The organism is Saccharopolyspora gloriosae (genome assembly GCF_022828475.1).
GTDB classification, from domain to species: Bacteria; Actinomycetota; Actinomycetes; order Mycobacteriales; family Pseudonocardiaceae; genus Saccharopolyspora_C; species Saccharopolyspora_C gloriosae_A.
Window position 1 is genome coordinate 1,108,790 of record NZ_CP059557.1, and the last position, 25,536, is coordinate 1,134,325.

Sequence of the window (25,536 nt, forward strand, 5' to 3'; positions counted from 1 at the left end):
ACGGGTGCGGGCAGCACCCGAGTGCGCCGCACTGCGGGTAATCGGACGGTGATCCGAATGTGAGAGCGTGACCTACGACGTGTTCGACGTACGCCCACCGGTGGCCGCGGGATCTCTAGACTGGCGAGCCGGGTCACCTGGCGACCGATGGCGAGACGAGGTCCGAACAGCATGGCGAGCGGTAAGAAGAACAAAGCGATGCGCAAAGCACGCGGTTCCGTGGTGCAGCAGCGCTCGATCCCGTGGATGACGTTGTCCGGAGTCGGGGTCGTCCTCCTCGTCGCCGTCGTCGTGTTCGGGTACGCCTACGTGCGCTACGCCGACCAGGCCGAGTCCCGCGAGGCGCAGGCGCAGGCCGAGGCCGCCGCCGCGCCGTTCAAACCCACTCCGCAGAACCCGGACCCGTCGAAGACGATCCCCGGAGTGGAACTCGCCGACTACGCGGGCCAGCAGCACGTCACCAGCACCCAGCGCGTCGCCTACGACAAGACCCCGCCGTTCGGCGGCCCGCACGACGGCATCTGGGCCGACTGCACCGGCGTCGTCTACCCGCAGGCGGTGCGCACCGAGAACATGGTCCACTCGCTGGAGCACGGCGCCGTGTGGATCGCCTACAACCCCGCTCAGATCGACGAGGCGGGCAAGGCGAAGCTCAGCCGCCGGGTGGAGAACACGCCTTACACGATGATGTCGCCGTACCCGGAGCTCGACAGCCCGATCTCGGTGCAGTCCTGGGGCCACCAGCTCAAGCTCGACGACCCCGACGACCCGCGCATCGACCAGTTCATCGCGGCGCTCAAGCAGAACCCGAACAACGTCTACCCGAGGTCGGCGGCTCCTGCCAGGCCTACCCCGGTGCGTTCGAGACCCAGAACCCGCCGCCGTTCGACCCGACGCCGCCGCCCGCGGACGCCATCCCCATGAGCGGTGAAGGCACCGCGCCCGCACCGGGCGAAATGGGCGGACAGTGAGCGGTGACAACGGGGCCGTGACGGGTTCTCCGTTGCCCGCGCGCATCGCCGTCGCCGTCGGTGCCGCCGTGGCGCTGCTGCTGCTCGGCGGCGCCGTCGGCCTGCTGCTGGCCACGCCGTCGCAGGACGCCGAGCCCGCGGCCAGCGCCGTCGACATCGGGTTCGCACAGGACATGTCGACGCACCACCAGCAGGCCGTCACCATGGCCACGCTCGCCAGGGAACACGGGGCGGACGTGGCCGTGCGCCAGCTGGCGTTCGACATCGAAACCAACCAGCGCGACCAGATCGGGCGCATGCAGGGCTGGCTGAACCTGTGGGGCGAGCCCGTGAGCAGCGCCGGGGCGCCGATGCAGTGGATGCAGGCCGGCGGGCACGAACACGGCATGAGCCACTCCATGAGCGGCGGAGGCAGCATGCCCGGCATGGCCGACACCGCTGAGCTGGATCGGCTGCGCTCGCTCAACGGTCCCGAGTTCGACACCTACTTCCTGCAGCTCATGTTGCGCCACCACGAAGGCGGGGCGCCGATGGCCCGCTACGGCGCCGAGCACGCCGGGCTCGGGCCGGTGCGCGGACTCGCCGCGAACATGCTCGGCTCGCAGAGCAGCGAGAGCGAACTCATGCGCGGCATGCTCGCCGATCGCGCCGTGCGGCCACTGCCCGCGAACTGACCTCGCCGGACTCGGTCCGCTCGTCGCCCACATCGACCCGGAACACCGTGGGGACCCTGCACGCCGTGATGCGAGGAAGGGAACCTTCCTGCCACCGGTGGCAGGAAGGTTCCCTTCCTCGCCGGACGTCAGCGCGGGCGGCAGTCGGGGCGGGTGGTGGCGTTGCGGGAGACGAACACCGCGAGCACTGCGAATGCCGTGCCTCCGAGCACGAGCGTCGGCACCAGCGGCACCTGGACCTGATCGAAGGTGAGCGCGCACCCGAACATCACCACCGGATACGCGAACCGGAGGCCGAGGCGCTGCCACTCCCGGGACCACCGCACCCGGCCGCCGGTGAGCAGCGCGAGCCCCGCGGCGAAGCCGAGCAGCACCGGGACCGACAGTTCGAAGCCCGGCGTGCCGTGGCCGAACGACCAGGCCAGCAACGCCGCGACCCCGGTGGCGGCGCCGAGGAACAACAACGGCAGCAAGATCCACAACCGGACTGTGAGGTTGCGCAGGGCGGGGCAGAGCAGCACGGGTAAAGGATGATCGTGAGTTGCTCCGCTCGCACTGATCGGCGGCGGCCACTCGGCGGACGGTCGTCCCGTCGCGCCGGACGGTCGTGCACCCCCGCGACTAGGAATAACGTTCGGCCCGCCTGCGTTCCAGGTCAACCCACTCGGTCTGGCAGAATGACGGGCCGAGTCGGCTCCGGTTCACCTCGCGATGACGGTCGACGAGGACCCGGCGGCCCCGAACAGGAGGACACGCTTTGAAGGCGGACATTCATCCCGAGTACGTCACCACTCAGGTGAACTGCGGCTGCGGGAACAGCTTCACCACCCGGAGCACCACCAAGGCAGGCAGCATCACGGTCGAGGTCTGCTCGAACTGCCACCCGTTCTACACGGGCAAGCAGAAGATTCTGGACACCGGTGGCCGGGTGGCTCGTTTCGAGGCCCGCTACGGCCGTCGTCAGAAGGACGGCGCCAAGAAGTAGCTGAGCCGACGGCGCCCGCTCTCGCGCACTGCGCGGGGCGGGCGCCGTTTTTCGTGTCGAACCCGGTCCGAGGCTCGCCCCGCACCGTTTCCGTCGTTCAGCCAATCCCGTTCCAGGAGTGAAGAGGGTTCCCGTGGAAACGTCGAAGCTCGAAGAGTTGCTCGCCGAGCACGCGGAACTGGAGCGGCGACTGGCCGAACCGGACGTGCACGCCGACCAGGCCAACGCGCGGAAACTCGGGCGTCGCTACGCGGAACTGACCCCACTGGCCAAAGCCGCGAAAGAATGGGAGCAGACCCGCTCCGACCTGGCGACCGCGCGGGAACTGGCCGCCGAGGACGATGGGTTCGCCGCTGAGGCCGACTCGCTGGCCGAAGCGCTGCCCGCGTTGGAGACGAAGCTCACCGAGCTGCTGCTGCCGAGGGACCCGCACGACTCCTCCGATGTTGTGCTGGAGGTCAAATCCGGCGAAGGCGGTGAGGAATCGGCGCTGTTCGCGGGTGACCTGCTGCGGATGTACCTGCGCTACGCCGAACGGCAGGGGTGGCGCGCGGACGTGCTCGACTCCACCGAATCCGACCTGGGCGGATACAAGGACGTCACGGTCGCGGTGAAGACCAAAGCGGGCGACACCGGCCCTGACGGGGTCTGGGCGAAGCTGAAGTTCGAAGGCGGCGTGCACCGCGTGCAGCGGGTGCCGGTGACCGAATCCCAAGGCCGCGTGCACACCTCGGCGGCCGGGGTGCTGGTGTATCCGGAGACCGAAGAGGTCGAAGTCGAGGTCGACGAGAAGGACCTGCGCATCGACGTGTACCGGTCCTCAGGACCCGGTGGGCAGAGCGTCAACACCACCGACTCAGCGGTGCGGATCACCCACCTGCCCACGGGCACCGTGGTGTCCTGCCAGAACGAGAAGTCGCAGCTGCAGAACAAGCTGCGCGCCATCCAGGTGCTGCGTGCCCGGCTGCAGGCGCTCGCCGAGGAGGAAGCGCAGAAGGAGGCCGCCGAGACGCGGCGCAGCCAGGTGCGCACCGTGGACCGGTCCGAACGCGTCCGCACCTACAACTTCGCGGAGAACCGCATCTCCGATCACCGGGTGAACTACAAGGCCTACAACCTGGATCACGTGCTCGACGGTGAACTGGACGGGGTGCTCGCCGCGCTGGTCGCCGCCGACCGCGAAGAGCGTCTCGCGTCGAGTTCCTGAAGCGCAGGTGCGGCCCCAACGGTGACCAGTGTGTTCGCCGTGACACGAAGGTTCCCGTCCGCGCGGGGTGTCGCCTGAACGAGGTGGCGGATCATGCGCTCTAAGCTTGCCCCGTGACTCGACAGCCACTGCGCCTGGCCATCCTCGAAGCGGAACGCGTGTTGTCCGCGGCAGGCGTGGCGAGCCCCCGGACGGACGCCGAACTCCTGGCCGCGCACTTGCTCGGTGTGGAGCGGACGAAACTGATGATGGTGCCGCTGGTCGACCCGCCCGTGGTGGAGGCACTGCAGGCGCTCGTCCGGCAACGCGCGGACCGGATTCCGCTGCAACACCTGGTGGGAACCGCGAGTCTCGGCAACGTGACGCTCAGCGTCGGCCCCGGTGCGTTCGTTCCTCGTCCGGAGACCGAGCTCCTGCTGGCCTGGGGACTCGCGAGCCTCGAAGGCGTCGAACGCCCCGTCGTGGTCGACCTGTGCTCGGGAACCGGTGCGCTGGCGCTGGCCGTGGCCAACGCGCGCCCGGACGCGCAGGTGCACGCCGTGGAACTCGACCCGAACGCGCTGGCCTGGGCGCGGCACAACATCGACCAGCAGGCCATCGCAGGGGACACACCGGTGCGGCTCTACGCGGGCGACGTGTTCGACCAGACACTCCTGATGGAGTTGGAAGGCCTGGTCGACCTGGTGCTGTGCAATCCGCCTTACGTGCCGGAGGGCACGCCGGTGCCACCCGAGGTGCGCGAGCACGATCCGCACGCCGCGGTGTTCGGCGGGCGCGACGGTCTCGACGTGGTCCGGCAGGTCGTCGGGTGCGCGGCGCGACTGCTCCGCCAAGGTGGGGGTGTGGCCATCGAGCACGACGACACCCACGGCGGTTCCGTGCCCGCGCTGCTCAAGGCGCGGCGAGTGCTCAGCGACGTCGAGGATCACCCCGACCTCGCCGGTCGCCCTCGGTTCGCCACCGCCCACCGCGCCGCCCCGAGCTCTGAACCGCCCCCGAACTCTGAACCGGCACTGATCCACGCAGCGGCCGCCCCGGCCGGAACCCCTCCAGGCCGTGCGAACTCCTCGCCGCCTGCGCACCAACCGTGCCCGCCCGAACCGGGCTCATCAGCACGTCGAATCCGGCCCCGCATCGTCGACGCCGCACGCCGTGATCGCTGCGAGGAAGGGAACCTTCCTGCCACATGTGACAGGAAGGTTCCCTTCCTCGCTGGACTCCGCCGAGGGCGGTGGGGGTGTGGCTGAGGGTGGGAGGGCGCAAAAAGATCCGGCCAGGGACGGTGCCCTGGCCGGATCTTGATCTGTTCTGGGTTGTTGGGTCCGCTGGTTCCCGGCGGCGGATCGATACCGCGGGGGCGTCTCCGAGTGCCGGAGTCAGCGGCGCGGGCGGGAACCTTGCTCGGCCGGTTCGGCCTGGGGAACCCCGCCTTGGTTGCCGCCGCCGGGACGCTGCTGCTCGGCGGCGCCGGGTATGGGCAGCTGGATTCGCCGAGTCGGCGGGTCGTGCGGGTTCTGCTGCTGCGCGAGGTTGTTGCCGGGCAGGCTCTGCCGCTGGATCTTCTCCGTCGGCCCGTCACCGGCAGCGGCCGGCTCCTGGGTGCGCTGTTCCCGCGGCTGCGGCGGCCGCTCCTCGGCGACCGCGGTCTCGGCGGACTTGCGCGCCTGCTCGCGCGCTTCCGCAGCGGCCTCCCGCAGCGAGGCTTCCTCTTCGTCCTCCTGCGCGAGGCGGGACAGCAGCGGAGTCGTCTGCCCGAGCAGTTCGGCGGCGTCCCGCAGCTTCCCGGCGACGGTGTCGCGCAGCTCGGTCAGCGAATGCACCTGCTGGTCCGCCTTGGTGAGCCTGCGCTGGCACTCCTCTGTGGTGGCGCCCAGCCTGCGCTCGGCGTCGAGGCGTGCCTCGCGGATGAGGCGCTCGCTTTCGCGGGTGCCTTCCTCGACCAGCCGGGTCGCCTCGTCCGTGGTCTCGCGGATCATCAGCTCGGAACGCTCGGTGGCCTCGCTGATCAGCCGCTCGGCTTCCTGCGTGCTTTCGCGCTCGAGCTTCTGCGCGGCTTCGACGCTGTCCTTCTCCCGCTTCTGCGCGGCCTCGGTGCTCTCCCGCTCGAGGCGCTGGGCGGCTTCGGTGCTCTCCCGCTCCAACTTCTCGGCCGCTTGCGTGGACTCGGTGGTGAGCCTGGTGGCCTCGTCGGTGGCTTCGCGGACCCGCCGGTGCGCTTCGTTGGTGCCTTCCCGCAGCCTGCGGTTGGCTTCCTCGGTGGCTTCGCGGACGCGGCGCTGGGCGTCGGCCTTGCTGGTGGTCTCCTGCTCGGTGAGGGTCTTCATCGACTCGGTGCGCCGGGCGGCCATCGCGATCTCGAAGTCCTCTTCGACCTGCACGCGGCGGGCTTCAGACTCCGCATCGGCGCGGGTGCGGTTCTCCTCGGCCTCGTTGGTGATCCGCTCGGCCTCGGCCTTGGCCTTGTCGAGCACCGAACGGTGCTCCTGCTCCATTTCGGAGCGCCGGGTGTCGACCTCGGCGATGAGCTTCTCGTAGCGGGTGCGCAGTGCACCGGCCTCCGCTTCCGAGCGGGAGCGGGTCTCGGCGGCGTCCTTCTCCGCGCGCGAGCGGATGTCGTTGGCCTCGTCCTGCGCCAGCCGCAGCATCCGCTGCAACCGTTCGCTGAGTCCTTCCAGCGTCGTCGGCGGCTTGGACAGCCGCTCCACCTGCCCGCGCAGGTTCTCGATCTCCGAACGCGAGGACTCCAGCTGCTTCGACAGGTCTCGTGCCTGTGAAACCGCCGCGTCGCGGTCGGAAGTGATGATGCGCAGATCTGCATCGACCCGTTCGAGATGCTCGTCGACCTGGGCGCGGTCGTATCCGTTCTTGCGAACGAGGTCGAAGCCCGATCCCAGCGGGAGAAGATCACGGTCGTCGGCGAGGCCCATGGTGCAACGCTACCTGGAAGGCAACGGCGTTGTGGGAGGTGTGGGCGGGATGACGGGAGAATTCTCTTGCCCGAACCACCTGGTCGGTACCGCCGGGCCGAAAGTCCCTTGACCGGCCGGCCAGCCAAGGCGAACGGTGAAGACGTCGTCAGCGCTGGAGGTGATCGGCATGTCCACCATGGCGAACGAGCCGTCCAAGATCAAGCCGTGGACTCGGTGGCAGGACTGGGCCGCACTTGCGCTCGGTGTGTACGTGATCCTCGCGACGATGTGGACGCGGACGAGCGGCGGCGCCGTGGCGACGATGATCGTGCTGGGGGCGCTGCTGGTGCTCGCCGCGGTGTGGTCGCTTGCGATGCCGGGCTCGATGACCAGCGAGTACGCCCACATGTTGCTGGGAGTCCTGCTGTTCCTCGCGCCATGGGTGCTCGGCTACTCGGGGCTCGCCGGTGCGGCTTGGACGTCTTGGGTGGTGGGGGTGCTGGCGGTCGTCGTCGGTGCCGCCGCGCTGCCCGAGGCGAACGTGGCGCACAGCAGGGGAATGGCCGCCGGGCAGCACTAGCCGCGGCTGGTCGCCGGCTCCGCGCGTGGCAGGAAGGTCCCTTCCGCGCGCCGGGTCGCCGGGCGCCGACGTGGTGGTGTCGGCCGGAGAGGCACGCCGATGGCACGAGCATCGGGAAGGCGGACGAGTCGGCAGGTCCACGCACCCGCCGGGGAACGCGGTGCGGGCAAGCCCGCAGGACTCCCTGACCGGGCGGATTCCGCCGATCCGACCGGTCGGCGGACCGAAACACGGGTCCTCGAAGCGAATCCGGCGTCGGCGCGGGACCGGATCCTGTCGGCGGCGGGAGAGCTGTTCGCCGAATCGGGATTCGCGGCCACACCCACCTCGCGGATCGCGGAACGGGCGCGGGTGCCCAAAGGACTGATCCACTACTACTTCCGCCGGAAACCGGACTTGCTGGTCGCGCTCGTGGATCGGTTGCCCGCCGATCGAGTCGACGCCGACCGGATCGTGATCCGGGTGACGTGGCGGGAAGCCTCGGCAGGCTGGTCGATGAGCTGGATCGGAAGTTCGAATCCGCGTTGCCGCTCAACCACCTGTTGTGGCGGGAGGCCGATACGCACAGCGCCGTGCGGCGGGCGTTGCGCGAGCGGTTCCGGGCCGTGGTGGAGCAGATCCGCCAGGTCGTCTCAGTCGCCTTGCCGGATCGGCGCGACGGCGACGAGCTCGATACGGCGGCGGTGCTGCTGGCGCGGGTCGTCGATCATCGGCATGCGGTGAGCGGGCGCGTCGAACGCGACGAGGCGACGGACCGCGAGATCGATTTCATCGCTCGCGCGCTGGAACCGCGCGTTCGGCGGCACGGAACGCGGGTGGGGGCCGCCGAACGCGCACGGTGCGACAGGTGAGGTCCGGTCAGGCCGCGGGTTCGACGAGTTCGACCAGCACCCCGCCCGCGTCCTTCGGGTGCACGAAGTTGATGCGGCTGTCCGCCGTGCCGCGGCGCGGGGCGTCGTAGAGCAACCGTAAACCTTTGGCACGCAGTGCCGCACTGGCGGCTTCGACGTCGGTGACGCGGAACGCGAGCTGCTGCAAGCCCGGGTTGTTGCGTTCGAGGAATTTCGCGATCGCCGAGTCCGGCCGCAGCGGAGCCAGCAGCTGGATCTGGGTGGCTCCCGCGACGTCCCCCGGCGCCCGCAGCATCGCCTCGTGGACACCTTGGTCTTCGTTGACCTCGCTGTGGGTGACTTCCAGGCCGAAGGTCGAGCGCTGGAACTCGATCGCAGCGTCGAGGTCGGCGACCGCGATGCCGACGTGATCGACGGCGGTGATCAGTCCGCTCAATTCGCTGTACATGGCGGGCAGCCTAACGCGCCGTGAACCCGGCGAAGGTGTGCGAAATGTGGCAAGAAAAAGGACTTGTGCGGTTCTCGGATTGGGCTGATCGGCGGAGTCGGGGTTGCAGTGATCGGCGTGAACATGTTGCCGGTTCACGTCGAAAGGCGAGTGATGGTTGCGAAGAAACCGAACCGGCTGAGAGCTCGGCCGGTCCTGATCGCGGCGGCCGCCGCGGTGGTCACCCTGGGGGTGCCCTCGCTCGCCGCCGCGGCCGGTGACGGCGGGTCCGTCTCCGGCGGCGGCGGTCCCAATCCCGAAGAGATCCGACTCAAGCACGAACGAGCCCATGTGAACGCCGCCCCGCTGAAGTTCGGGGCCGAATCCTACGAAGCCGTGCGATCCGCGGCGGCCGCGGCCGCGAAAGACGCCGACTGCTCGGTGAGCGCCGATGCCGCGACCAACCTGACCCTGGCGATGACCTGGCCGGAAGTCGCCGGATCAGGCGCGGCGCCGTCGCCCATGACCCTGTCCCGGTACGACGACCAGACCGCCCTCGGCGATCCCGAGCAACGCGGTGACGGACTCTTCTTCAACCCCGGCGTCGGGATGTGGCAGCTCGACTCCGCCGGGCTCGGTGCCGACGAGACCGCCGCCACCGCCATCGACTCGACCGCCGCCGCGTCGAAGGTCGCGCCGTACCTGGTGGGGAAGTACTGCGACTCGGTGAACGCCGGCGCGTCCAGTTCTTCCGCGCGCGACACCGCCTGGTCGGCCTGGCACGCCTGCGACGAAGGGGCCTGTGAGGACGTTTATCAGCGGCTCGGGAAAGAAGGAGTCACCAAGGACTCCACCGTCACCCGGCACGGTGGCGCGAAGCCGCGGAATTGCACCTACGAAGGCAAGTCCTACGAATGCCTCTACGTCGATCCCGATGCGGTCGAAGGCGAAGACTCCTGGACCTCCCCGGACTTCGGACCGGCGCCGGTGCCCGACCCGTTCTACGTCTTCACCTACACCAGCGGCGGCGCCGAGTACGAGGTGCGCTATTGGCTGCAGGGTGACTCCGGTGCGAAAACCGACGTGTCCGCGTCCCGAAAGCTCGGCGTCGACGCGCGCAGCGCGCTGAGCTGGGAGGCCGACTCCGGCCTCTGCGACACCACCGCCACCCGCGGCGACTGCTGAACGACGCGAGGAAGGGAACCTTCCTGTCACCGGTGACAGGAAGGTTCCCTTCCTCGCATGACTCGGCGCGGGCGCTGAGTTCGTCTCGGGGGAGAGGGTGGTGTCGGGAACGTTCTCTTCCGGTCGGGGATGGACCTGTGCGAGGGTGCGCAGATGGCACTGCGTGCCACGACGGGTGTGGTCCGGTCCGGGCGAGTCGGGTGGGCGCATCATGAGGGCGGTGCATGCGCCGGCCCAACGGCGCGCAGCGGTAGTCGATGAGGATGCCGGGAGGCGACTGTGAGCACTTCTGTGATCGTTTCGGGGGCACGCACTCCGATGGGGCGCTTGCTGGGCTCGTTGAAGGACTTCTCGGGCGCGCAGCTCGGCGGGGTGGCCATCAAGGCCGCCTTGGAGCGAGCAGGCGTCGCCCCGGAGCAGGTGCAGTACACGATCATGGGCCAGGTGCTGACGGCCGGAGCGGGCCAGATCCCGGCCCGGCAGGCGGCGGTCAACGCGGGCATCCCGATGGACGTCCCGGCGCTGACGATCAACAAGGTCTGCCTCTCCGGCCTCGACGCGATCGCGCTCGCCGACCAGCTGATCCGCGCAGGCGAGTTCGACGTGGTCATCGCGGGCGGGCAGGAGTCGATGACGCAGGCCCCGCACCTGCTGGCGAACTCCCGCGAGGGAGTGAAGTTCGGCGACGCGCAGCTGGTCGACCACATGGCTTTCGACGGCTTGACCTGCGCTTTTGATGAGATCGCGATGGGCGCCTCAACGGAGAAGCACAACTCCGCGCACGGGCTGACCAGGCAGGAACAGGACGAGTTCGCGGCCCGGTCGCACCAGCGTGCCGGGGCCGCGGCCGCACGCGGGGTGTTCGCCGAGGAGATCGCCCCGGTGACGGTGCCGCAGCGCAAGGGCGACCCGATCACCGTCGACACCGACGAGGGCGTTCGTCCGGACACGACGGCCGAAGGGCTCGGCAAGCTCCGCCCGGCCTTCGCCCCCGACGGCACGATCACGCCGGGTTCCGCTTCGCAGATCTCCGATGGTGCCGCCGCGGTCGTGGTGATGAGCAAGTCCAAGGCCGAGGAACTGGGCTTGACCTGGCTGGCCGAGATCGGTGCGCACGGTGTGGTCTCCGGGCCGGATGCCAGCCTGCACGAACAACCGTCGAACGCGATCAAGGCCGCCTGCGCGAAGGAACGCGTGGACGCCGCCGAGCTCGACCTCGTGGAGATCAACGAGGCGTTCGCCGCGGTCGGCATCGTGTCCAGCAGGGCGCTGGGCTTCTCCGACGAGATCGTCAACGTCAACGGCGGAGCCATCGCACTGGGCCACCCGCTCGGCATGTCCGGGGCGCGCCTGGCGCTGCACCTGGCGCTGGAGCTGCGGCGACGCGGCGGCGGGACCGGTGTGGCCGCGCTCTGCGGCGGCGGCGGACAGGGCGACGCCTTGATCCTGCGCGTTCCCCAGAGCTGACTCGCCGCCGGCGCTGAAGATCAAAGCTGGGCGGTATCGGGGAACCCGGAAATCACCCTGATGCCGCCCTGGTTTTCCACCACCGACCGTGATCACTGTGCGTGCCCGCCGCTACCCTGGTGGGCATGAAGTGGCTTCCAGGTGGATGGCAACGCGCGGACCGCTCGGAACGGGAATGGGCGACCGTGCCCGGTCGCGTCACCGGTAAGGACACTGCCACCGCGCGGTTCGGAGCGGAACGCGGCGGCCCCGGTACCCGGGTCTACGACCGGCAGGACGGCCCTGCCGAGCCCGCGGCCCCGATCGGGCTCGGCCCGGAAGCGCAGGATGTCGACGTCTCGGCGAGCAGCTTCCGGATGCTGTTGATCGGCGGCGGGCTCAGCGGTTTCGGCACCGTGCTGTGCGCCGCGACGCTGGCCAACAGCGGTAGCAGCGTCGGCGTGTGGATCTGGCAGCTGGTGCTCGGCGTCATCTTCCTCGGATTCGTCCTGTCCTCCCGGGGCATGCTCAACAGCCGCGGTTTCCTGCTGGACCGCAGCGGTTTCTACGCGCGCACCCTCGGCGAGGTGTACGGGGTGTCCTGGAACGAGATCTCCGCCATCGGCATCGGCAGCCTGCCGTGGATCGAGCAGAAGCGGCCGGTGCACCCGGAACGGCGGGTGGCGCTGGAGTTCTACCCGGCCGACCCCGGTTTCGCCGGTCGACACCCGGAGCTGGACCGCTGGCGGGTCGAAGAGCAGCCGTCGCTGCCGGGCACACCGTCGGTGCGCTACCGCTTCCACCTGCCGCCGTTCACGCGGATTCCGCGCGCGGTGGAACGTGCGGTGCAGGGCGTCGCTCCGCGCAAATGGGTCGGCCACTACCGCAGGCACTTGCCCGCGGTGAGCATGCCGGACTCCACCAAGCTCTGATCCGCGCAGGCGGCCTCACCAGCCGAGGCTGTCCAGCGGTTCGGCGGGCTTGAGCGCCGGATCCTCATCCTGGAAGGTGCGTGCGCGACCACGGCCCGTCGCCGCGGTCTCGAAGCGGACCGTGACCCGGCCGTGCCCGGCGCCCTGCACCCAGCCGTGCCCGTTCTCCGGGTGGAACACGTCGTCCCCCGCTCGCCACGGCCGCGGTCCGGGCAGCGACGCCGGTGTCGGCGTCGGCGCTTGCTCATCCGGAGCGGCCGAAGGTTCGGGCTGCTGGGCGGGACTGTCGAACAGTGCTTCCTGCTCGGATGTGGCCAGACCCGAATAGGAGACCCCGACCAGGCGGATCGGCGTTCCCGGCGGCACCGCCACCGCGACCAGCCGCCGGGCCGCCGCGCTGAGCGGGCCCAGGTCGGAGGTGGCGGTGGCGAAGGTCTCCGCGCGGCTGATCGTCGTGAAATCCGCGTCGCGGACCTTCACCGTCACCGTCCGCGCGGCCCGGCCGGACGTGACGAGCCTGCGGTGCGCGTGCTCGGCCATGCCGCCCACCTCGGTGGCCAGCCGCACCGGCTCGGTGATGTCCACGTCGAACGTGGTCTCGGCACTGACCTGCTTGGCCTCCGCGCGTTCCGCGACCGGGTGGTCGTCGATGCCGTGCGCCAACCGATGCAGTTCGGCACCGTGCGCTTGGCCGAGCAGCGACGTGACATCGCCGGAGTGCAAAGCCGCGAGTTCGCCGATGCTGTAGACACCGATCCGGTGCAGCTTCGACTCGGTCACGGGGCCGACTCCCCACAACTTGCGGACCGGTAGACCCGTGAGCAGTTCGTGCTCCTGATCGGGCGGCACCACCAGGGCGCCGTCCGGTTTCGCCAGGCCGGAGGCGATCTTCGCGATCTGCTTACCGGAACCCGCGCCGACCGAGGCGGGCACCCCGACCTCCGTGCGGACCCGTTCCCGCAGCCGTGCCGCGAACCGCTCCACTTCGTCCGCCGAACCGCCGGTCAGCTCCAGCGGCTCCAGGAACGCCTCGTCGATCGAGACCTGCCCGACGACGTCGGAGACCTCTCGGACGATGTCGAAGACTTTGCGGCTCACCGCCTGGTAGACGCGGCCGCGAGGAGGCAGGACCACCGCCACCGGGCAGCGGCGGCGGGCCTCGGCCATCGGCATCGCGGATCGGGCGCCGTAAACGCGGGCCTGGTAGCTGGCACCGGCCACGGTGCCGCGCGGTCCCAGGCCGCCGACCAGGACCGCGCGGTCGGCGACGGTGGGACGGGTGAGCTGCTCGACGGACGCGAAGAACGCGTCCATGTCCATGTGCAGCACCCATCTCCGCATAGGCATATTCAACGAGATACCCCGACAACCACCACAGGCCCCGCACCGAGCGGAAGCGGCGCGCGAAGTCGGGGCCGGGAATGGGGATTCCGGCAGTCGGTGCCGGGCGTGCAACTCGTTCGTGCCGCGCCGGTCGCCGGGTCCGCTCCGGTTTCAGTCCTCGTCGGGGTCGTCCGCGGCCGGGGACTCGGCCGGTTCCTGCTTCGGCGGCGCCAGGAACACCACGCCACGATCAAGATCGAGCGGGCCGCCCGGGTCATGCTCACGTCCAGGTGTGCCCTGATCGCCTTCGTGTCGAAGCTTGCGCCCCGGGAACAGTTCACCGTAGGAAGCCATGCCTCCAGCGTAAGACGCACGCCCCGGCCACCGCGCGCATCAGAAGCACGAACCAGGCGAGGAAGGGAACCTTCCTGCCACCGGTGCGAGGAAGGGAACCTTCCTGTCATCGACGGGCGCCGTTCGCATGCGGTGCGGGGATGTGGGTGCACGACAAAACCGGCCGTCACCGGAGGTCGGTGACGGCCGGGTGGGCGAGAGGGCTCAGAACAGGGCGCTGGCCAGTCCCCTGCGGGCGTTGGTGACTCGCGGATCCCCGTCGGGGAACAGCTCGAACATGTCGATCAGGTACTGCCGCACGCGGTTGCGCTCGTCGCCGGAGGTGCGCTTGACGGTGCGGATGAGCCGGTCGAAGGCGGCCTCGACCTGCTGGGTGGCGAGTTCCGCGTCGGCGGCGGCGAGCTGCGCGTCGAGGTCGTCGGGCGCGGCGTCGGCGCGGTCGATGGCAGCCGGGTCGGCGTTCTCGGCGCGGGCGCTGAACCGGACCTGGGCGAGGGCTGCTTGAGCCTGCTCGTTGTTCGGTTCGGCTTCGAGGATCTGCTGGTAGGCCGCTTCGGCGGCGGTGAAGTCGCCGTTGTCCAGCGCCTCTTCAGCTGCGGTGAACCGGGGATCCTCGGGTTCCTCTTCGACCTCGGCGGTACCTGCGGCGTCCTGCTCGGCGGCCTGGATGCCGGGGAGTTGCTCCCGCAGGGCGTCGAGCAGCGCGGTGATCCACTGCCGGATCTGCGGCTCGGGTTGTGCCCCGGCGAAGGCCTCAACGGGCTGTCCGCCCGCGATCGCGATCACGGTCGGGATGGACTGCACCTGGAAGAGCTGGGCGATCCGCGGGTTGGCGTCCACGTCGACTTTCGCGAGCACCCAGGTGCCGCCGCTCTCCTGCGCGAGCCGTTCCAGCACGGGGGAGAGCTGTTTGCACGGGCCGCACCAGTCGGCCCACAAATCGACGACGACGGGGACCTGCATGGAGCGGTCCACCACTTCGGCCTGGAAGGTCGCTTCGGTGACGTCGATGACCGCGGGCGTACCGCTGGCGGCCGCGGTGTCGTCGGCGGACCCGCCGGTGGCCGGTGGCTGGGAAGCGTTGTCCGCCTTGTTCTTCAGCGCGGACAGGTCGACTGCGCCCGCCATCGCGGCGGGCATGGCTGCGTTCTGGCGTGGATCGGGCCTCGTCACTTCTCCATCCTGACACGACGCGCCATGCGCACGGTGCGTGGGCAAGGGTTGTTCGGAGGGCGACGGGACAGGCGCAGGGCTGGTAGTGGTGCGCTTGTTCAGCCGACGACATCTACCTGAACGAGTGTCGATGATCACTCGAAAGCTTGACGTTACGTGTGTACCCCTCAGGTTTTGCCGGGCTGATCGCCGAAGGAGCCACTGAGTCTGCTCAAGAGCTCGTTCTTGGGCGGCTCGACGGGGAGTTCCGGGAGAGATCCGGGACGAGCCCCTGCCCGCAGTTCTAGGAGAGGTTCAAGAAAGTGCGTATTGCAACCCGCGTTGCCGGTGCCGCCGGTATCGCCGCCCTCGGCATGGTGTCCCTCGGTTCGACCGCTTTCGCCGACACGGCCGGCAACGAAGGCGTCAACCTGCTCGACGACAACAACATCAGCGCGGTGCCGGTCCAGGCGTGCGGCAACAACGTCGGTGCCGTCATCGGCGTCGTTGTGCCGGTCCTGTCGCCGCAGACGAGCGACTGCACCAACGCGCCGGTCATCGACCACCCCTCTGCCAAGGGCTGATCGACCACGTGCGACGACGGCCGGCCGGAGACGCCTCAGCGCCTCCGGCCGGCCGTGTCACTCACTGGTCCGTCGACAGGTGTTCTTCCACTCGCCGGACCTTCTCGTGCAACTGCCCGGTGTGGCCTGGTCGGATGTCGGCTTTGAGCACCAGGCTGGTCCGGGGCGAATGCGACGACACCGCTTCCGTCGCTCGCTTCACCACGTCCATGACCTCGTCCCACTCGCCTTCGACGGTCGTGAACATCGACGTCGTCTCGTGCGGCAGGCCTGACTCGCGCACGACCCGCACCGCTTCCGCGACCGCCGCGCTGACGCCGTCGCCATCATCGGATCCGGACGGTGCCACGCTGAACGCAACCAACATTCGCTCTTCCTCCTGCTCGCTGCTCGGAACCGACCACGATCATGCGGGCTCTCGGTGGCATCGTGCTCGTCGGCAGCTCGAGATGTCGAATCGTCATTCGTCGATTCGAAGCCCGCTGCTAGCGTCGGCATCATGAGCGCTCGTAGCCCGCTGCCATTCGATCCCATCGCACGTGCGGCCGAGCTGTGGTCGGAGCGGATCGGTCCGTCGACGACGATGGCCGCGGTGACCAGCGTCATGCGAGTCCAGCAGATCCTGCAGTCCGCGGTCGACACGGCACTGCGCCCGCACAACCTCACCTTCGCTCGTTATGAAGCGCTCGTGCTGCTGACGTTCTCCAGTCGCGGAAGTCTGCCGATGCGGGTCATGGGTGATCGACTCCAGCTGCACCCCACCAGCGTCACCAACATCGTCGACCGGCTCGAACACGACGATCTGGTGCGCCGGGTGCCGCACCCGACGGATCGACGCACCACCCTCGTCGAGATCACCGACGACGGGCGGGACCTGATGAAGCGCGCCACCGAATCGGTCAACGAGATCGAGTTCGGGCTGGGCGGCGTGACCGAGCGGCAAACCCAGCAACTCACCGAACTGCTCGGCAAAGTCCGCCACGCGGCGGGCGATTTCTGAGCCCGGCGTCGCCCCGATCTTTCCCGTTGCAACTCCCCGGCCGAGACCGGGTTGAGGCGTTCTCCACCATCCGCTCCGCCCCGGCAGGAGCGCGCGCTGGTGCGAGGAAGGGAACCTTCCTGCCACCGGTGACAGGAAGATTCCCTTCCTCGCATGCGCTGCGCGACGGGCCGGGTCAGTTGAGGGTGCGCAGGACGTAGCGGACGTGGCCCCAGAACGTGGGGTCCGCGGAGTCCTGCCAGGTGAGCAGGCCGCGCCGATTCGCCCAGCGCTCGAAGCCGATGGAGGCCAGCGGCGGCACGGACGCCACGAGCGCCAGCACGAGCACTCCGAACGACCAGCGCAGCGGGCTGAACACCACGAGGCAGGCGATGACGTAGGCGGTGAACACGAGGCCGTGGATCCAGCCGGCGACGGTGACGCCTTCCGGGATGCCGAAGCCGTACTTGAACATCATCGCGATCAGCAGTCCCGCCCAGGAGCACGCCTCGGCGATCGCGACGAGACGGAACCATCCCGCGTAGGTACGGAACACCCTCAAACCGCCTTTCGGACGTAGTGCCGCTCACCGGCACTTGACCCTTGCGAGTGTGCCGGGTGCTCGTGGTCACATCGCCACCGGTGACATCGGGAGAAGCATCCGTGCGCCTGCCGCGCTCGCGCTCCGCGGGGTCGGGGCACGTGGAGAGGCCCGGTTTCGCACTGAAACGGACTCGTCCGCTCCGAAATCGATTTGTGACAACCTTGTCTTGCCGGGGTCGCGCCACAGTTCCGGATCATGTTTCGGAACCGGCGGAACCGATCGCGTGCGAATGATTCGGTGCCGCTGATTGAGCCGTTCGGCCGCATTTCTGCGGCCGTCGGTACGCAGGAATCGAATCGAGCATTGACACCGCTGGTCCGGAGCGGTGAAATCCGCGAGATCATGACAACGTTGTCGGATTCCGGGAATGCTCGACGGGCCACCATGAACGATGTGGCCCGTCTCGCCGGTGTGAGCATCAAAACCGTGTCCCGGGTCGTCAACGGTGAGAGCGGCGTGCATCCGGGAACGGCGAACCGCGTGCACATCGCGATCGACCAACTCGGATTCCGCCGCAACCTCGATGCGCGCAATCTGCGCCGTGGCGCCGAGACCGGGATCGTCGGGCTCGTTTTGGAGGACGTGGCGAATCCGTTCTACTCGATGCTGACGCGCGCGGTGGAAGAGGTCGCCCGTGCGCAGGGCGGGCAAGTGCTGACCGGTTCGTCGGGCGAGGACGCGGTCAGGGAACGGGAATTGGCCACCGAGTTCCTCTCCCGGCGCGTCGACGGGCTGCTGGTCGTGCCCGCGGGCGACCGGCACGGCTACCTGGCGCGGGAGATCGCCGCAGGCACCCCGGTCGTGTTCGTCGACCGGCCGGCGGGCGGCGTCGAGGCGGACACCGTGCTGGTGGACAACGTGGGCGGCACGGCACTGGCCGCCCGCCACCTCGCCGGGCATGGCCACCGCCGCATCGCTTTCCTCGGTGACTCACCGGGCATCAACACGGCGGCCGAGCGGTTGCGGGGCTTCCGCGAAGGCTGTGCGCAGGCCGGTGTCCCGTTCGACGCGGGCCTGGTGCGAATGGGGCCGCACACCGCTGACTCGGTGGCCGCGGCGCTGGCCGGGCCGTTGCGCCCCGCGACCGCCTTGGTCACCGGAAACAACCGGATCACCGTCCACGCGCTACGCGCACTGGCGGGCCGGGCCGGGCGGCCCGCACTGGTGGGTTTCGACGATTTCGAACTCGCCGATCTGCTGGACCCGCCGATCACGGTGATCACCTACGACGTCCGGGAACTGGGCGCTTCGGCGGCGCGGACGGTGTACGCGCGCCTCGCCGGGGACACCACGCCGCCGCGACGCCTGGTGCTGCCCACCCGGCTGCTGCTGCGGGGATCCGGGGAGGTGCCGGCGTGAACACCGCGCACGACGCCCGACCGGTCCCGGTGTCCTGCGCCGCCTCGATCGCACCACCGGAGCACCCGAGCCCACCTGGGAAGGTCTGATGTCCGAACCGCTGCTGGAAGCACACGAACTCACCAAGAGATACGGCGGGGTGGAGGCATTGCGAGGCGCCTCTTTCACCGTTCATCCAGGCGAAGTGGTCGCCCTCATCGGGGACAACGGAGCCGGTAAGTCCACTTTGGTCAAATGCCTGTCCGGCGTGGAGCAGCCGGATTCCGGGCGGATCAGCGTGTCCGGGACACCGGTGACCCTGGATTCGCCGAGCGCGGCCCGCGCGCACGGCATCGAGACCGCCTATCAAGATTTGGCGGTCGCCCCCGAGCTGGATCCGGCGGCGAACCTGTACCTGGGCAGGGAAATTCGCCGCGGCGGGCTGCTCGGCAAGCTCGGCATGCTGGACAAGACCGCCATGCGCACCCGCGCCGCCGAGCAGTTCGCGACGTTCGGCGTTTCGCTGCCCGACCTGGACGTGCCGATCGGGGCGTTGTCCGGTGGGCAGCGCCAAAGCGTCGCCGTCGCCCGCTCGGTCGCCTGGGCGGACCGGTTGGTGTTCCTCGACGAACCGACCGCGGCGCTCGGCGTGGTGCAGCGGGAACGGGTGCTCGACGTGGTGCGCCGCGTGCGGGACACCGGCATTTCGGTCGTGCTGATCAGCCACAACATGCCTGAAGTGCGTTCCGTCGCCGACCGCGTCGAAGTGCTGCGGCTCGGGCGCCGCGTCGCCCGATTCCGCGCGGCCGACGTGAGCCTGGAAGAGCTCGTGGGGGCCATGACCGGGGCACTGGCTCAGGAGGATGAGAACTGATGTCGGCACCGCAACGATCCGCTGCGGACGGATCCGTGGCCACCACGGATTCCGCCGCAGCCAAGACTTTCCGCGCCCGGCTGGCCGCCTCGCCGACGCTGTGGACGGGGCTGGTGCTCGTCGTGCTGTGCGTGCTGTTCAGCGCGGTGCGCCCGGACGCCTTCCCGACGCTGTTCAACCTGCAGACGCTGCTGGTGCAGGCGGCGCCGCTGCTGATGCTCGCGGTCGGGATGACCTTCGTGATCATCACCTCCGGCATCGACCTGTCCGTGGGTTCCGTCCTGGTGTTCGCCGGTGTCGTGTCCGCGCAGACGATGGAGGCGCTCAGCGGCGGTGACGCGACCGGGGCCGGGTGGGGCGTGATCACCGTCGGGCTGATCGTGGCGCTGCTCGGCGGCGCCGCCTGGGGAGTGCTCAACGGTCTGCTCGTCGCCGTGGCGAAAGTGCCTGCGCTGATCGTCACGCTCGGTTCGTTCGGCGCGGCGCTGGGCGCGGCTCAGCTGCTCACCAATGGCATCGATGTGCGCACCGTGCCCGCCGCGCTGCGGGAAACGCTCGGCACCGGAACCTCGTTCGGCGTGGTGCCGAACCTGGTGATCCTCGCTGCGATCGTCACCCTGATCGCGGGCTGGGTGCTGCACACCACGGCGTTCGGCAGGCACACCTACGCCATCGGCTCCAACTCCGAAGCCGCGCGGCGCGCGGGAATCAACGTCAGCAGGCACCTCGTCGCGGTGTACGCGCTGACCGGAGTGCTGGCCGGATTCGCCGGATTCCTGTCGCTGGCCTACTTCGGCACCACCACGATCAGCGGGCACAGCAACGACAACCTCAACGCGATCGCCGCCGTCGTGCTCGGCGGCACCAGCCTGTTCGGCGGGGTGGGCACGATCCTCGGCAGCGTCATCGGCGTGTTCATCCCCGCCGTGCTCGACGCCGGTTTCGTCATGGCCGGGGTCCGGCCGTTCTGGCAACCGATCGCGGTCGGCGCCGTGCTCGTCGCGGCCGTCTGGCTCGACCAGCGGCGCAGGAGAAATCGCAACAGCCGCTGACCCGCTTTTCAGCACAACGGCGTGTGGAGGAAAAAGTGAGAATCAGATCCCAATTCGTGGTCATGCTGGCGGCGGGAACATTGCTCGCCGGATGCGGCTCCGGGCAGATCGGGGACACCGGGGGAGCGGCCACCGACCCGAACAACAAGAACCTGGCCTTGCTCACCGGAATGCGCGGGGAGCCGTTCTACGTCTCCATCGAATGCGCGGCGAAAGAAGCGGCCGCGGCCGCCGGATACCAGCTCAACGCGCAAGCTCCGGAAAAGTTCGAACAAGCCGAGCAGGCCCAATTGCTCAACGGAGTCGTCAGTTCCCAACCCGGCGCCGTGATCATCGCGCCGACCGATGACAAAGCGCTCGCCACTCCGCTGCGCCAGGCCAAGGACAACGGCGTGCAGGTCGTTGAGGTCGACACCGCCCTGGAGGACAAGTCCGTCGCGGTGACCTCGCTGTCCTCCGACAACCACGCAGGCGGGGTGCTCGCCGCGCAGACCCTCGCCGAGCTCGTCGGGGACCGCCCCGGCGCGGTGCTCGCACTGAACACGAAGGCCGGAACCTCCACCACCGACGAACGCGCGCGCGGCTTCGAAGAGGAGATCGCCAAGCATCCCAACCTGCGGCTGCTGCCGACGCAGTACACCGAGAACGAGCCCGCCACCGCCGCGCAGATCGTGTCCGCGACCCTCGCCGCCAACCCCGACCTCGTCGGCGTGTTCGGCACCAACCTCAACACCGGCGAGGGCGCGGGCACCGCGCTGGCCAACGCCGGACGGTCCGGCCAAGTGCAGCTGGTCGGTTTCGACGCCAGCCCCAAGCAGGTCGACGACCTCCGCAACGGCCGAGTGCAGGCCCTGATCGCGCAGAACCCCGCGGAGATCGGCCGTGAGGGAGTCACCCGAGCCATCGCCGCCATCAAAGGCGAACCCGTCGAACGCGAAACCAAAACGGACATGATCGCCCTCACCCGCGACTCCATGCAGTCACAAGCCCAGTACTTCTACCGCGCCACCTGCTGAGCGCGGCTCTGCGAGGAAGGGAACCTTCCTGTCACCGGTGACAGGAAGGTTCCCTTCCTCGCATCAGGGCGCGCGTCGGGGCATCACGGTGCGGAGTTGGAGGTGGGCACTGCTGGGTGAGGGTGGTGACCGGCGCGTGGTGGCGGGGAGGGGACGTTCGCGGTTCGCTCGGCCGGGCTGAGCGGCTCAGGATCGGGCGTTGACGAACTCGCGCAGCAGGGCGTTGAACTCGTTGGCCTTCTCCCGGTTCGGCCAGTGCCCGGCGCCGGGGATCACGTGCAGTTGAGCACCGGAGATCGCCGTCGCGGCTTGCTGGGAGGACGAGACCGGCACCACGTTGTCCTGATCGCCGTGGATGAACATCACCGGGCAGTTGATCTGGTCCAGGTGCGGGCCGTGGTTGATGCGCATCGCGCGCCGCCCGAGCGAATCGCGCTGCCAGTCGGAGAACACGGACTCGCGCTGGCCGGCTTCGGCGCTGACCTCCTCGACGATGCTCTCCAGATCCGGCACGGGCCGGTCGCCGGTGAACAGTTGCTTCGCCAGCACTCGCCGGACGAGCCCACGCCGCCTCGCCAGCAGTTTCGCGCTGGCCGACCCCACGAAGTCGACTCGTGTCGCCAGGTAGCTCAGCAAGTGGTGGTCGAGCCGGGAGACCAGTCCGCCGGAGCCGACGAGCACCAGTCCCCGCACGCGTCGCGGATGCCGCAAGGTGAAGCCGGTGGCGATGCTGCCGCCCATGGACAGCCCGACGATCATGGTGTCCCGCACTTGCCAGGCGTCGAGCAACCAGCGCAGCACCTCTTCGAAGGTGCGCTGGTTGGCGCGGCCGTGCCACGGCCTGCTTCCGCCTTGGCCGGGCAGGTCGGGCACGTAGACGCGGTGGTCCGCGGCGAGCACGGGAATCGTGTGTCGCCAGCTCAACATCGCATTGTCCAGACCGCCGCCGTGCAACAGCACGATCGCGGGTCCCGAGGACCCCGCGCGGAAGTAGCGGATCTTGCCGGCAGGGAACTCGACGTGGTCGACCTCGACACCCTGGGGCGGGGCGGTCATCTGTACTCCTTGTTCGGAACTGGCTTGAGACGGGCTGTCCGGATTGCGGACCTGCCGTTCGTTCGATCAGACGTGCGGCGGGACCGTCACGTTGCCGTAACTGAATGGTGACGAGGGCAACGACTCCGCCGGGGACGCGCGCACCTTTTCGATCTTGCGATGGGGCGCCGGTGTTACTGGGGAGGATAGGCCCGCAGCGCAGCAGGCGGGCACCACCCGCCAGGCCGCATGCGTGGCGTGCCAGGATCGGAGCGTGAGCACCGTGTATGACTGCAACCGCCCGGACGACCGGGAATCCGGTCTCGCCGCTGCCGCGAACACCGTCCGCGCCGGTGGGCTCGTCGTTCTGCCCACCGACACCGTGTACGGGATCGGCGCCGACGCCTTCGACTCCGACGCGGTGGGGGCGTTGTTGTCGGCGAAGGGCCGAGGTCGGGACATGCCGGTTCCGGTGCTGGTCGGTTCGTGGTCCACCATCGACGGCTTGGTCCAGTCCGTGTCGCGGCAGGCCCGGTCGCTGGTGGAGGCGTTCTGGCCGGGCGGGCTGTCGCTCGTGCTGCCACAGGCGCCGTCGCTGGCGTGGGACTTGGGCGATACGCGCGGAACAGTGAACCTGCGGATGCCGTTGCATCCGGTCGCTCTCGACTTGCTGCGCGAGGTCGGCCCGATGGCCGTGTCGAGCGCGAACCGGACGGGACACCCACCGGCGTCGGCGGCGGAGCAGGCGCGGGAGCAGTTGGGCGAGTCGGTCTCGGTGTACCTCGACGGCGGCCCTGCCGGTGACGCGGTCGCCTCGACGATCGTGGATCTCACCCAGCCGCAGCCGCGGGTGCTGCGAGAGGGCGCGGTGACCCTCGCCGACCTGTCCGAGGTGCTCGGTTTCGAGGTCGAGACCGCGGCGTGAGCCGTCCGCGGCCTTCGCGGCCGACTACGACAGGAAGGTTCCCTTCCTCGCACCGATCGTCCGGCGAGGCGCGATCCCCGTTCGGCCTGCGGTGACAGGAAGGTTCCCTTCCTCGCATGACCGGAATTCGCAGGGCAGGGCCGTTGCGAACGTTCGTTGGCCGCGTCGGCGTGACAGGAAGGTTCCCTTCCTCGCCGTACGACAGGGCTCGCCGCGCCCCGGACGATCTTCGCTGATCCGGACCGGTGGTCGTGGCGCGGCTGTTGGCCGATAGCGTTAGCCCCAGATGCGCAACGTGGACAGCGATGAGGAGCGCCGAGCTTGAAGACGCCGTTCTGGGGGCTGAACATCGACCTTCCGCGGGCCGTCGGCCCGCGAGGGTAGAGCCGCCGCCATGGACAACGCACCCCTGTGGGCTCCGGCGGGCATGCCCGTCCGCGAGTACCTGCTCGTACTGCTCACCGCGGCGGCGGTGACGTTCATGCTGACCGGCCTGGTCCGGCTGCTGGCCATCCGCCTGGGCGCGGTCGCCTACCCCCGCAAACGAGACGTGCACCTGACGCCGATCCCTCGGATGGGCGGAGTCGCGATGTTCGGCGGGGTGCTGGCCGCGATGTTCCTGGCGAGCAATCTGCCCGCGTTGTCGCGCGGTTTCGAGTTCTCCAACGACGCGGTGGCCGCGCTCGTGGCGGGCGGCCTGATCGTGCTGGTCGGCGCGCTGGACGACCGGTTCGAGCTGGATTCGCTGACGAAGCTCGCCGGTCAGGTCACGGCGGCGGGAATCCTCGTGCTGCTCGGCGTGCAGTGGTTCGGCTTCTGGGTGCCGTGGGGCGGCGATGAGGGCCACATGGGACAGCTCATGGTGCTCAATAGCAATCAGGGGCAGCTGCTGACGGTGCTGCTGGTCGTCACGATGATCAATGCGATGAACTTCGTGGACGGCCTGGACGGGCTGGCCTCCGGTATCGGGTTGATCGCGGCGAGTGCGACCTGCGCGTTCTGCCTGAGCCTGCTGCAGCAGCACGGTGGCGATGTGACCGCGTATCCGCCGGCGTTGATCGCGGCGTCGATCGCGGGCGCATGCATGGGTTTCCTGCCGTACAACTTCCAGCCCGCGCGGATCTTCATGGGCGATTCGGGATCGATGCTGATCGGGCTGATGCTGGCGACGGCGAGCACCTCGGCGTCCGGCAAGGCCGATTACGCGGGTTTCGGCGGCAAGGATCTGCTGGCGCTGCTCTCGCCGCTGCTGGTGCTGGCGGCCGTGCTGTTCGTGCCGCTGCTGGACTTGATCATGGCGGTGGTGCGCCGCACCCGCGCCGGCAAGAGCCCGTTCCACGCGGACAAGATGCACCTGCATCACCGGCTGCTGGAAATCGGTCACTCGCAGCGCCGGGCGGTGCTGCTCATCTACTCGTGGGCGGCGGTGATCGCCTTCGGCGCGGTTTCGTTGACGCTGTTCAGCGCGGTGCTGGTGGCGTGGGTCATCGTAGTGGGCGTCATCGTGGCGGCTATTATCTCGGTGATTCCCAGGATGCGGGCCCGAGCCGATCGAGAGACCAGATGAGCGACGACGCCGACACGCCGGTCGACGACAAGCCGACCGACGATGCGCCGGTGAACGAGCACGCCCGGGTGGTGCGCGCCCTCGCCGACGCGATGCTGCGCATGTCCGTGCTCCCGGTCGCGATCACCGTCGTCGTCGCCGCGATCGCCGGTTACTTCGCCGCCGGAGTGCCGGGCGTGGCCGGGGCGGTCACGGCGGGGATGGTCGCTTCCGGAGCGTCCCTGTTCACGCTGTGGTTAATGCATCGCACGGCGGGCATGGCGTCGATGTTCGTGCTGGGCGCCTCGATGGGCGGCTTCCTCATCAAGATGTTCGCGCTGTTGGTCACCATGATGGCGTTGCGCGGAGTAGAAGCCGTCGACGCCATGACGTTGGCGCTCACCTTCATCGCGATGGTGCTCGTTTGGGCGACATCGGAGGCCGTGGCGTTTCGCCGGACGAAGGTCCCGACGATCGTGCCAGGTCGATGAACTAGTGTTCGGGCATCCGTCGTAGCCCGACCGGCGGTGCGAAGGGCTAGATTACTCGCTGGTATCTTGCTCGCGTGCGGCTGATCCGCGCACCGC

Annotated in this window: 25 protein-coding genes and 3 pseudogenes; 19 read left to right on the top strand and 9 right to left on the bottom strand. The window is 69.2% G+C overall.

Annotated features, from left to right (window positions below; translation table 11 throughout):
• Positions 1–171: 171 nt before the first annotated feature.
• Positions 172–971, top strand: a pseudogene (locus H2Q94_RS04740) (DUF3105 domain-containing protein).
• A 17-nt stretch (positions 972–988) separates the two neighbouring features.
• Positions 989–1,645, top strand: coding sequence for a DUF305 domain-containing protein (locus tag H2Q94_RS04745; RefSeq protein ID WP_243792410.1), 657 nt, complete (start codon positions 989–991; stop codon positions 1,643–1,645).
• A gap of 128 nt (positions 1,646–1,773) precedes the next feature.
• Here the strand turns inward: H2Q94_RS04745 and H2Q94_RS04750 are convergent, their stop codons facing one another.
• Positions 1,774–2,166: a hypothetical protein gene (locus tag H2Q94_RS04750; protein ID WP_243792412.1), complete on the bottom strand. Its 393-nt coding sequence runs from the start codon at positions 2,164–2,166 to the stop codon at positions 1,774–1,776.
• A gap of 236 nt (positions 2,167–2,402) precedes the next feature.
• Between H2Q94_RS04750 and rpmE the strand changes: the two genes are divergently transcribed.
• The 3 genes and pseudogenes from rpmE to prmC form a co-directional block, all read left to right on the top strand.
• The gene (gene rpmE, locus H2Q94_RS04755) at positions 2,403–2,630 is read left to right on the top strand and encodes a 50S ribosomal protein L31 (RefSeq protein ID WP_184482073.1); all 228 of its coding nucleotides are present in this window, start codon (positions 2,403–2,405) and stop codon (positions 2,628–2,630) included.
• 133 nt (positions 2,631–2,763) lie between these two features.
• Positions 2,764–3,837: a peptide chain release factor 1 gene (gene prfA / locus H2Q94_RS04760; RefSeq protein WP_243792414.1), complete on the top strand. Its 1,074-nt coding sequence runs from the start codon at positions 2,764–2,766 to the stop codon at positions 3,835–3,837.
• Positions 3,838–3,950: 113 nt separating this feature from the next.
• Positions 3,951–4,811, top strand: a pseudogene (gene prmC / locus H2Q94_RS04765) (peptide chain release factor N(5)-glutamine methyltransferase); the annotation flags it as partial.
• 402 nt (positions 4,812–5,213) lie between these two features.
• Here prmC and H2Q94_RS04770 read toward each other — a convergent pair.
• Positions 5,214–6,764 carry a proline-rich domain-containing protein gene (locus tag H2Q94_RS04770; protein ID WP_243792416.1) on the bottom strand — a complete coding sequence of 517 codons (1,551 nt, stop codon included), beginning with the start codon at positions 6,762–6,764 and terminating at the stop codon, positions 5,214–5,216.
• A 169-nt stretch (positions 6,765–6,933) separates the two neighbouring features.
• On the opposite strand from H2Q94_RS04770, the gene H2Q94_RS04775 reads away from it, so the two are divergent.
• Positions 6,934–7,326: an SPW repeat domain-containing protein gene (locus H2Q94_RS04775; RefSeq protein ID WP_243792418.1), complete on the top strand. Its 393-nt coding sequence runs from the start codon at positions 6,934–6,936 to the stop codon at positions 7,324–7,326.
• Between the two features lie 99 nt (positions 7,327–7,425).
• A pseudogene (locus H2Q94_RS04780) lies at positions 7,426–8,177 on the top strand (TetR/AcrR family transcriptional regulator).
• Positions 8,178–8,184: 7 nt separating this feature from the next.
• Here the strand turns inward: H2Q94_RS04780 and mce are convergent.
• Positions 8,185–8,625, bottom strand: a complete 441-nt coding sequence (gene mce / locus H2Q94_RS04785; RefSeq protein ID WP_243792421.1) for a methylmalonyl-CoA epimerase — start codon at positions 8,623–8,625, stop codon at positions 8,185–8,187.
• Between the two features lie 153 nt (positions 8,626–8,778).
• Here mce and H2Q94_RS04790 point away from each other — a divergent pair, with 153 nt between their 5' ends.
• The 3 genes from H2Q94_RS04790 (at position 8,779) to H2Q94_RS04800 (ending at position 12,167) form a co-directional block, all read left to right on the top strand.
• Positions 8,779–9,789, top strand: coding sequence for a hypothetical protein (locus H2Q94_RS04790; protein ID WP_243792423.1), 1,011 nt, complete (start codon positions 8,779–8,781; stop codon positions 9,787–9,789).
• Between the two features lie 279 nt (positions 9,790–10,068).
• Positions 10,069–11,256: an acetyl-CoA C-acetyltransferase gene (locus H2Q94_RS04795; protein WP_243792425.1), complete on the top strand. Its 1,188-nt coding sequence runs from the start codon at positions 10,069–10,071 to the stop codon at positions 11,254–11,256.
• Positions 11,257–11,381: 125 nt separating this feature from the next.
• Positions 11,382–12,167, top strand: coding sequence for a hypothetical protein (locus H2Q94_RS04800; protein WP_243792428.1), 786 nt, complete (start codon positions 11,382–11,384; stop codon positions 12,165–12,167).
• A 15-nt stretch (positions 12,168–12,182) separates the two neighbouring features.
• On the opposite strand, the gene H2Q94_RS04805 is transcribed toward H2Q94_RS04800, so the two are convergent.
• The 3 genes from H2Q94_RS04805 to trxA all read right to left on the bottom strand — a co-directional run bounded on the left by H2Q94_RS04805 (position 12,183) and on the right by trxA (position 14,972).
• Complete coding sequence (locus H2Q94_RS04805; RefSeq protein ID WP_243792430.1) at positions 12,183–13,508, bottom strand: DNA polymerase IV; 1,326 nt, start codon at positions 13,506–13,508, stop codon at positions 12,183–12,185.
• A 153-nt stretch (positions 13,509–13,661) separates the two neighbouring features.
• Positions 13,662–13,844 carry a hypothetical protein gene (locus H2Q94_RS04810; RefSeq protein WP_243792432.1) on the bottom strand — a complete coding sequence of 61 codons (183 nt, stop codon included), beginning with the start codon at positions 13,842–13,844 and terminating at the stop codon, positions 13,662–13,664.
• Between the two features lie 204 nt (positions 13,845–14,048).
• Positions 14,049–14,972: a thioredoxin gene (gene trxA, locus H2Q94_RS04815; RefSeq protein ID WP_243795534.1), complete on the bottom strand. Its 924-nt coding sequence runs from the start codon at positions 14,970–14,972 to the stop codon at positions 14,049–14,051.
• Between the two features lie 347 nt (positions 14,973–15,319).
• Here trxA and H2Q94_RS04820 point away from each other — a divergent pair, with 347 nt between their 5' ends.
• Complete coding sequence (locus tag H2Q94_RS04820; protein ID WP_243792435.1) at positions 15,320–15,580, top strand: hypothetical protein; 261 nt, start codon at positions 15,320–15,322, stop codon at positions 15,578–15,580.
• Between the two features lie 61 nt (positions 15,581–15,641).
• Here the strand turns inward: H2Q94_RS04820 and H2Q94_RS04825 are convergent, their stop codons facing one another.
• Positions 15,642–15,947: an MTH1187 family thiamine-binding protein gene (locus H2Q94_RS04825; RefSeq protein ID WP_243792438.1), complete on the bottom strand. Its 306-nt coding sequence runs from the start codon at positions 15,945–15,947 to the stop codon at positions 15,642–15,644.
• A 132-nt stretch (positions 15,948–16,079) separates the two neighbouring features.
• Between H2Q94_RS04825 and H2Q94_RS04830 the strand changes: the two genes are divergently transcribed.
• Entirely contained in the window at positions 16,080–16,580 is a 501-nt protein-coding gene (locus tag H2Q94_RS04830) for a MarR family winged helix-turn-helix transcriptional regulator (protein WP_243792441.1), read from the top strand.
• A gap of 175 nt (positions 16,581–16,755) precedes the next feature.
• Here H2Q94_RS04830 and H2Q94_RS04835 read toward each other — a convergent pair whose 3' ends face one another.
• A complete protein-coding gene (locus H2Q94_RS04835) occupies positions 16,756–17,115 on the bottom strand; it encodes a DUF3817 domain-containing protein (protein ID WP_258718661.1) in 360 nt (119 codons plus the stop codon).
• Between the two features lie 432 nt (positions 17,116–17,547).
• Between H2Q94_RS04835 and H2Q94_RS04840 the strand changes: the two genes are divergently transcribed.
• The 4 genes from H2Q94_RS04840 to H2Q94_RS04855 all read left to right on the top strand — a co-directional run bounded on the left by H2Q94_RS04840 (position 17,548) and on the right by H2Q94_RS04855 (position 21,443).
• Complete coding sequence (locus tag H2Q94_RS04840) at positions 17,548–18,522, top strand: LacI family DNA-binding transcriptional regulator (protein WP_243792443.1); 975 nt, start codon at positions 17,548–17,550, stop codon at positions 18,520–18,522.
• Positions 18,523–18,610: 88 nt separating this feature from the next.
• Positions 18,611–19,375 carry an ATP-binding cassette domain-containing protein gene (locus tag H2Q94_RS04845; protein ID WP_243792445.1) on the top strand — a complete coding sequence of 255 codons (765 nt, stop codon included), beginning with the start codon at positions 18,611–18,613 and terminating at the stop codon, positions 19,373–19,375.
• Positions 19,375–20,427 carry an ABC transporter permease gene (locus H2Q94_RS04850; protein ID WP_243792447.1) on the top strand — a complete coding sequence of 351 codons (1,053 nt, stop codon included), beginning with the start codon at positions 19,375–19,377 and terminating at the stop codon, positions 20,425–20,427. Before H2Q94_RS04845 ends, H2Q94_RS04850 begins: the two co-directional genes overlap by 1 nt.
• Positions 20,428–20,489: 62 nt before the next feature.
• Positions 20,490–21,443 carry an ABC transporter substrate-binding protein gene (locus tag H2Q94_RS04855; RefSeq protein WP_243795538.1) on the top strand — a complete coding sequence of 318 codons (954 nt, stop codon included), beginning with the start codon at positions 20,490–20,492 and terminating at the stop codon, positions 21,441–21,443.
• Positions 21,444–21,629: 186 nt separating this feature from the next.
• Here H2Q94_RS04855 and H2Q94_RS04860 read toward each other — a convergent pair whose 3' ends face one another.
• The gene (locus H2Q94_RS04860) at positions 21,630–22,499 is read right to left on the bottom strand and encodes an alpha/beta fold hydrolase (RefSeq protein WP_243792449.1); all 870 of its coding nucleotides are present in this window, start codon (positions 22,497–22,499) and stop codon (positions 21,630–21,632) included.
• A 253-nt stretch (positions 22,500–22,752) separates the two neighbouring features.
• On the opposite strand from H2Q94_RS04860, the gene H2Q94_RS04865 reads away from it, so the two are divergent.
• From H2Q94_RS04865 to H2Q94_RS04875, 3 genes are all read left to right on the top strand, one after another.
• Complete coding sequence (locus tag H2Q94_RS04865; RefSeq protein WP_243792451.1) at positions 22,753–23,403, top strand: L-threonylcarbamoyladenylate synthase; 651 nt, start codon at positions 22,753–22,755, stop codon at positions 23,401–23,403.
• 394 nt (positions 23,404–23,797) lie between these two features.
• A complete protein-coding gene (locus H2Q94_RS04870; protein ID WP_243792454.1) occupies positions 23,798–24,970 on the top strand; it encodes a glycosyltransferase family 4 protein in 1,173 nt (390 codons plus the stop codon).
• Entirely contained in the window at positions 24,967–25,440 is a 474-nt protein-coding gene (locus H2Q94_RS04875) for a Cg1360 family ATP-synthase-associated protein (RefSeq protein WP_243792456.1), read from the top strand. The genes H2Q94_RS04870 and H2Q94_RS04875 overlap by 4 nt, the downstream gene beginning before the upstream one ends.
• Positions 25,441–25,536: the final 96 nt, after the last annotated feature.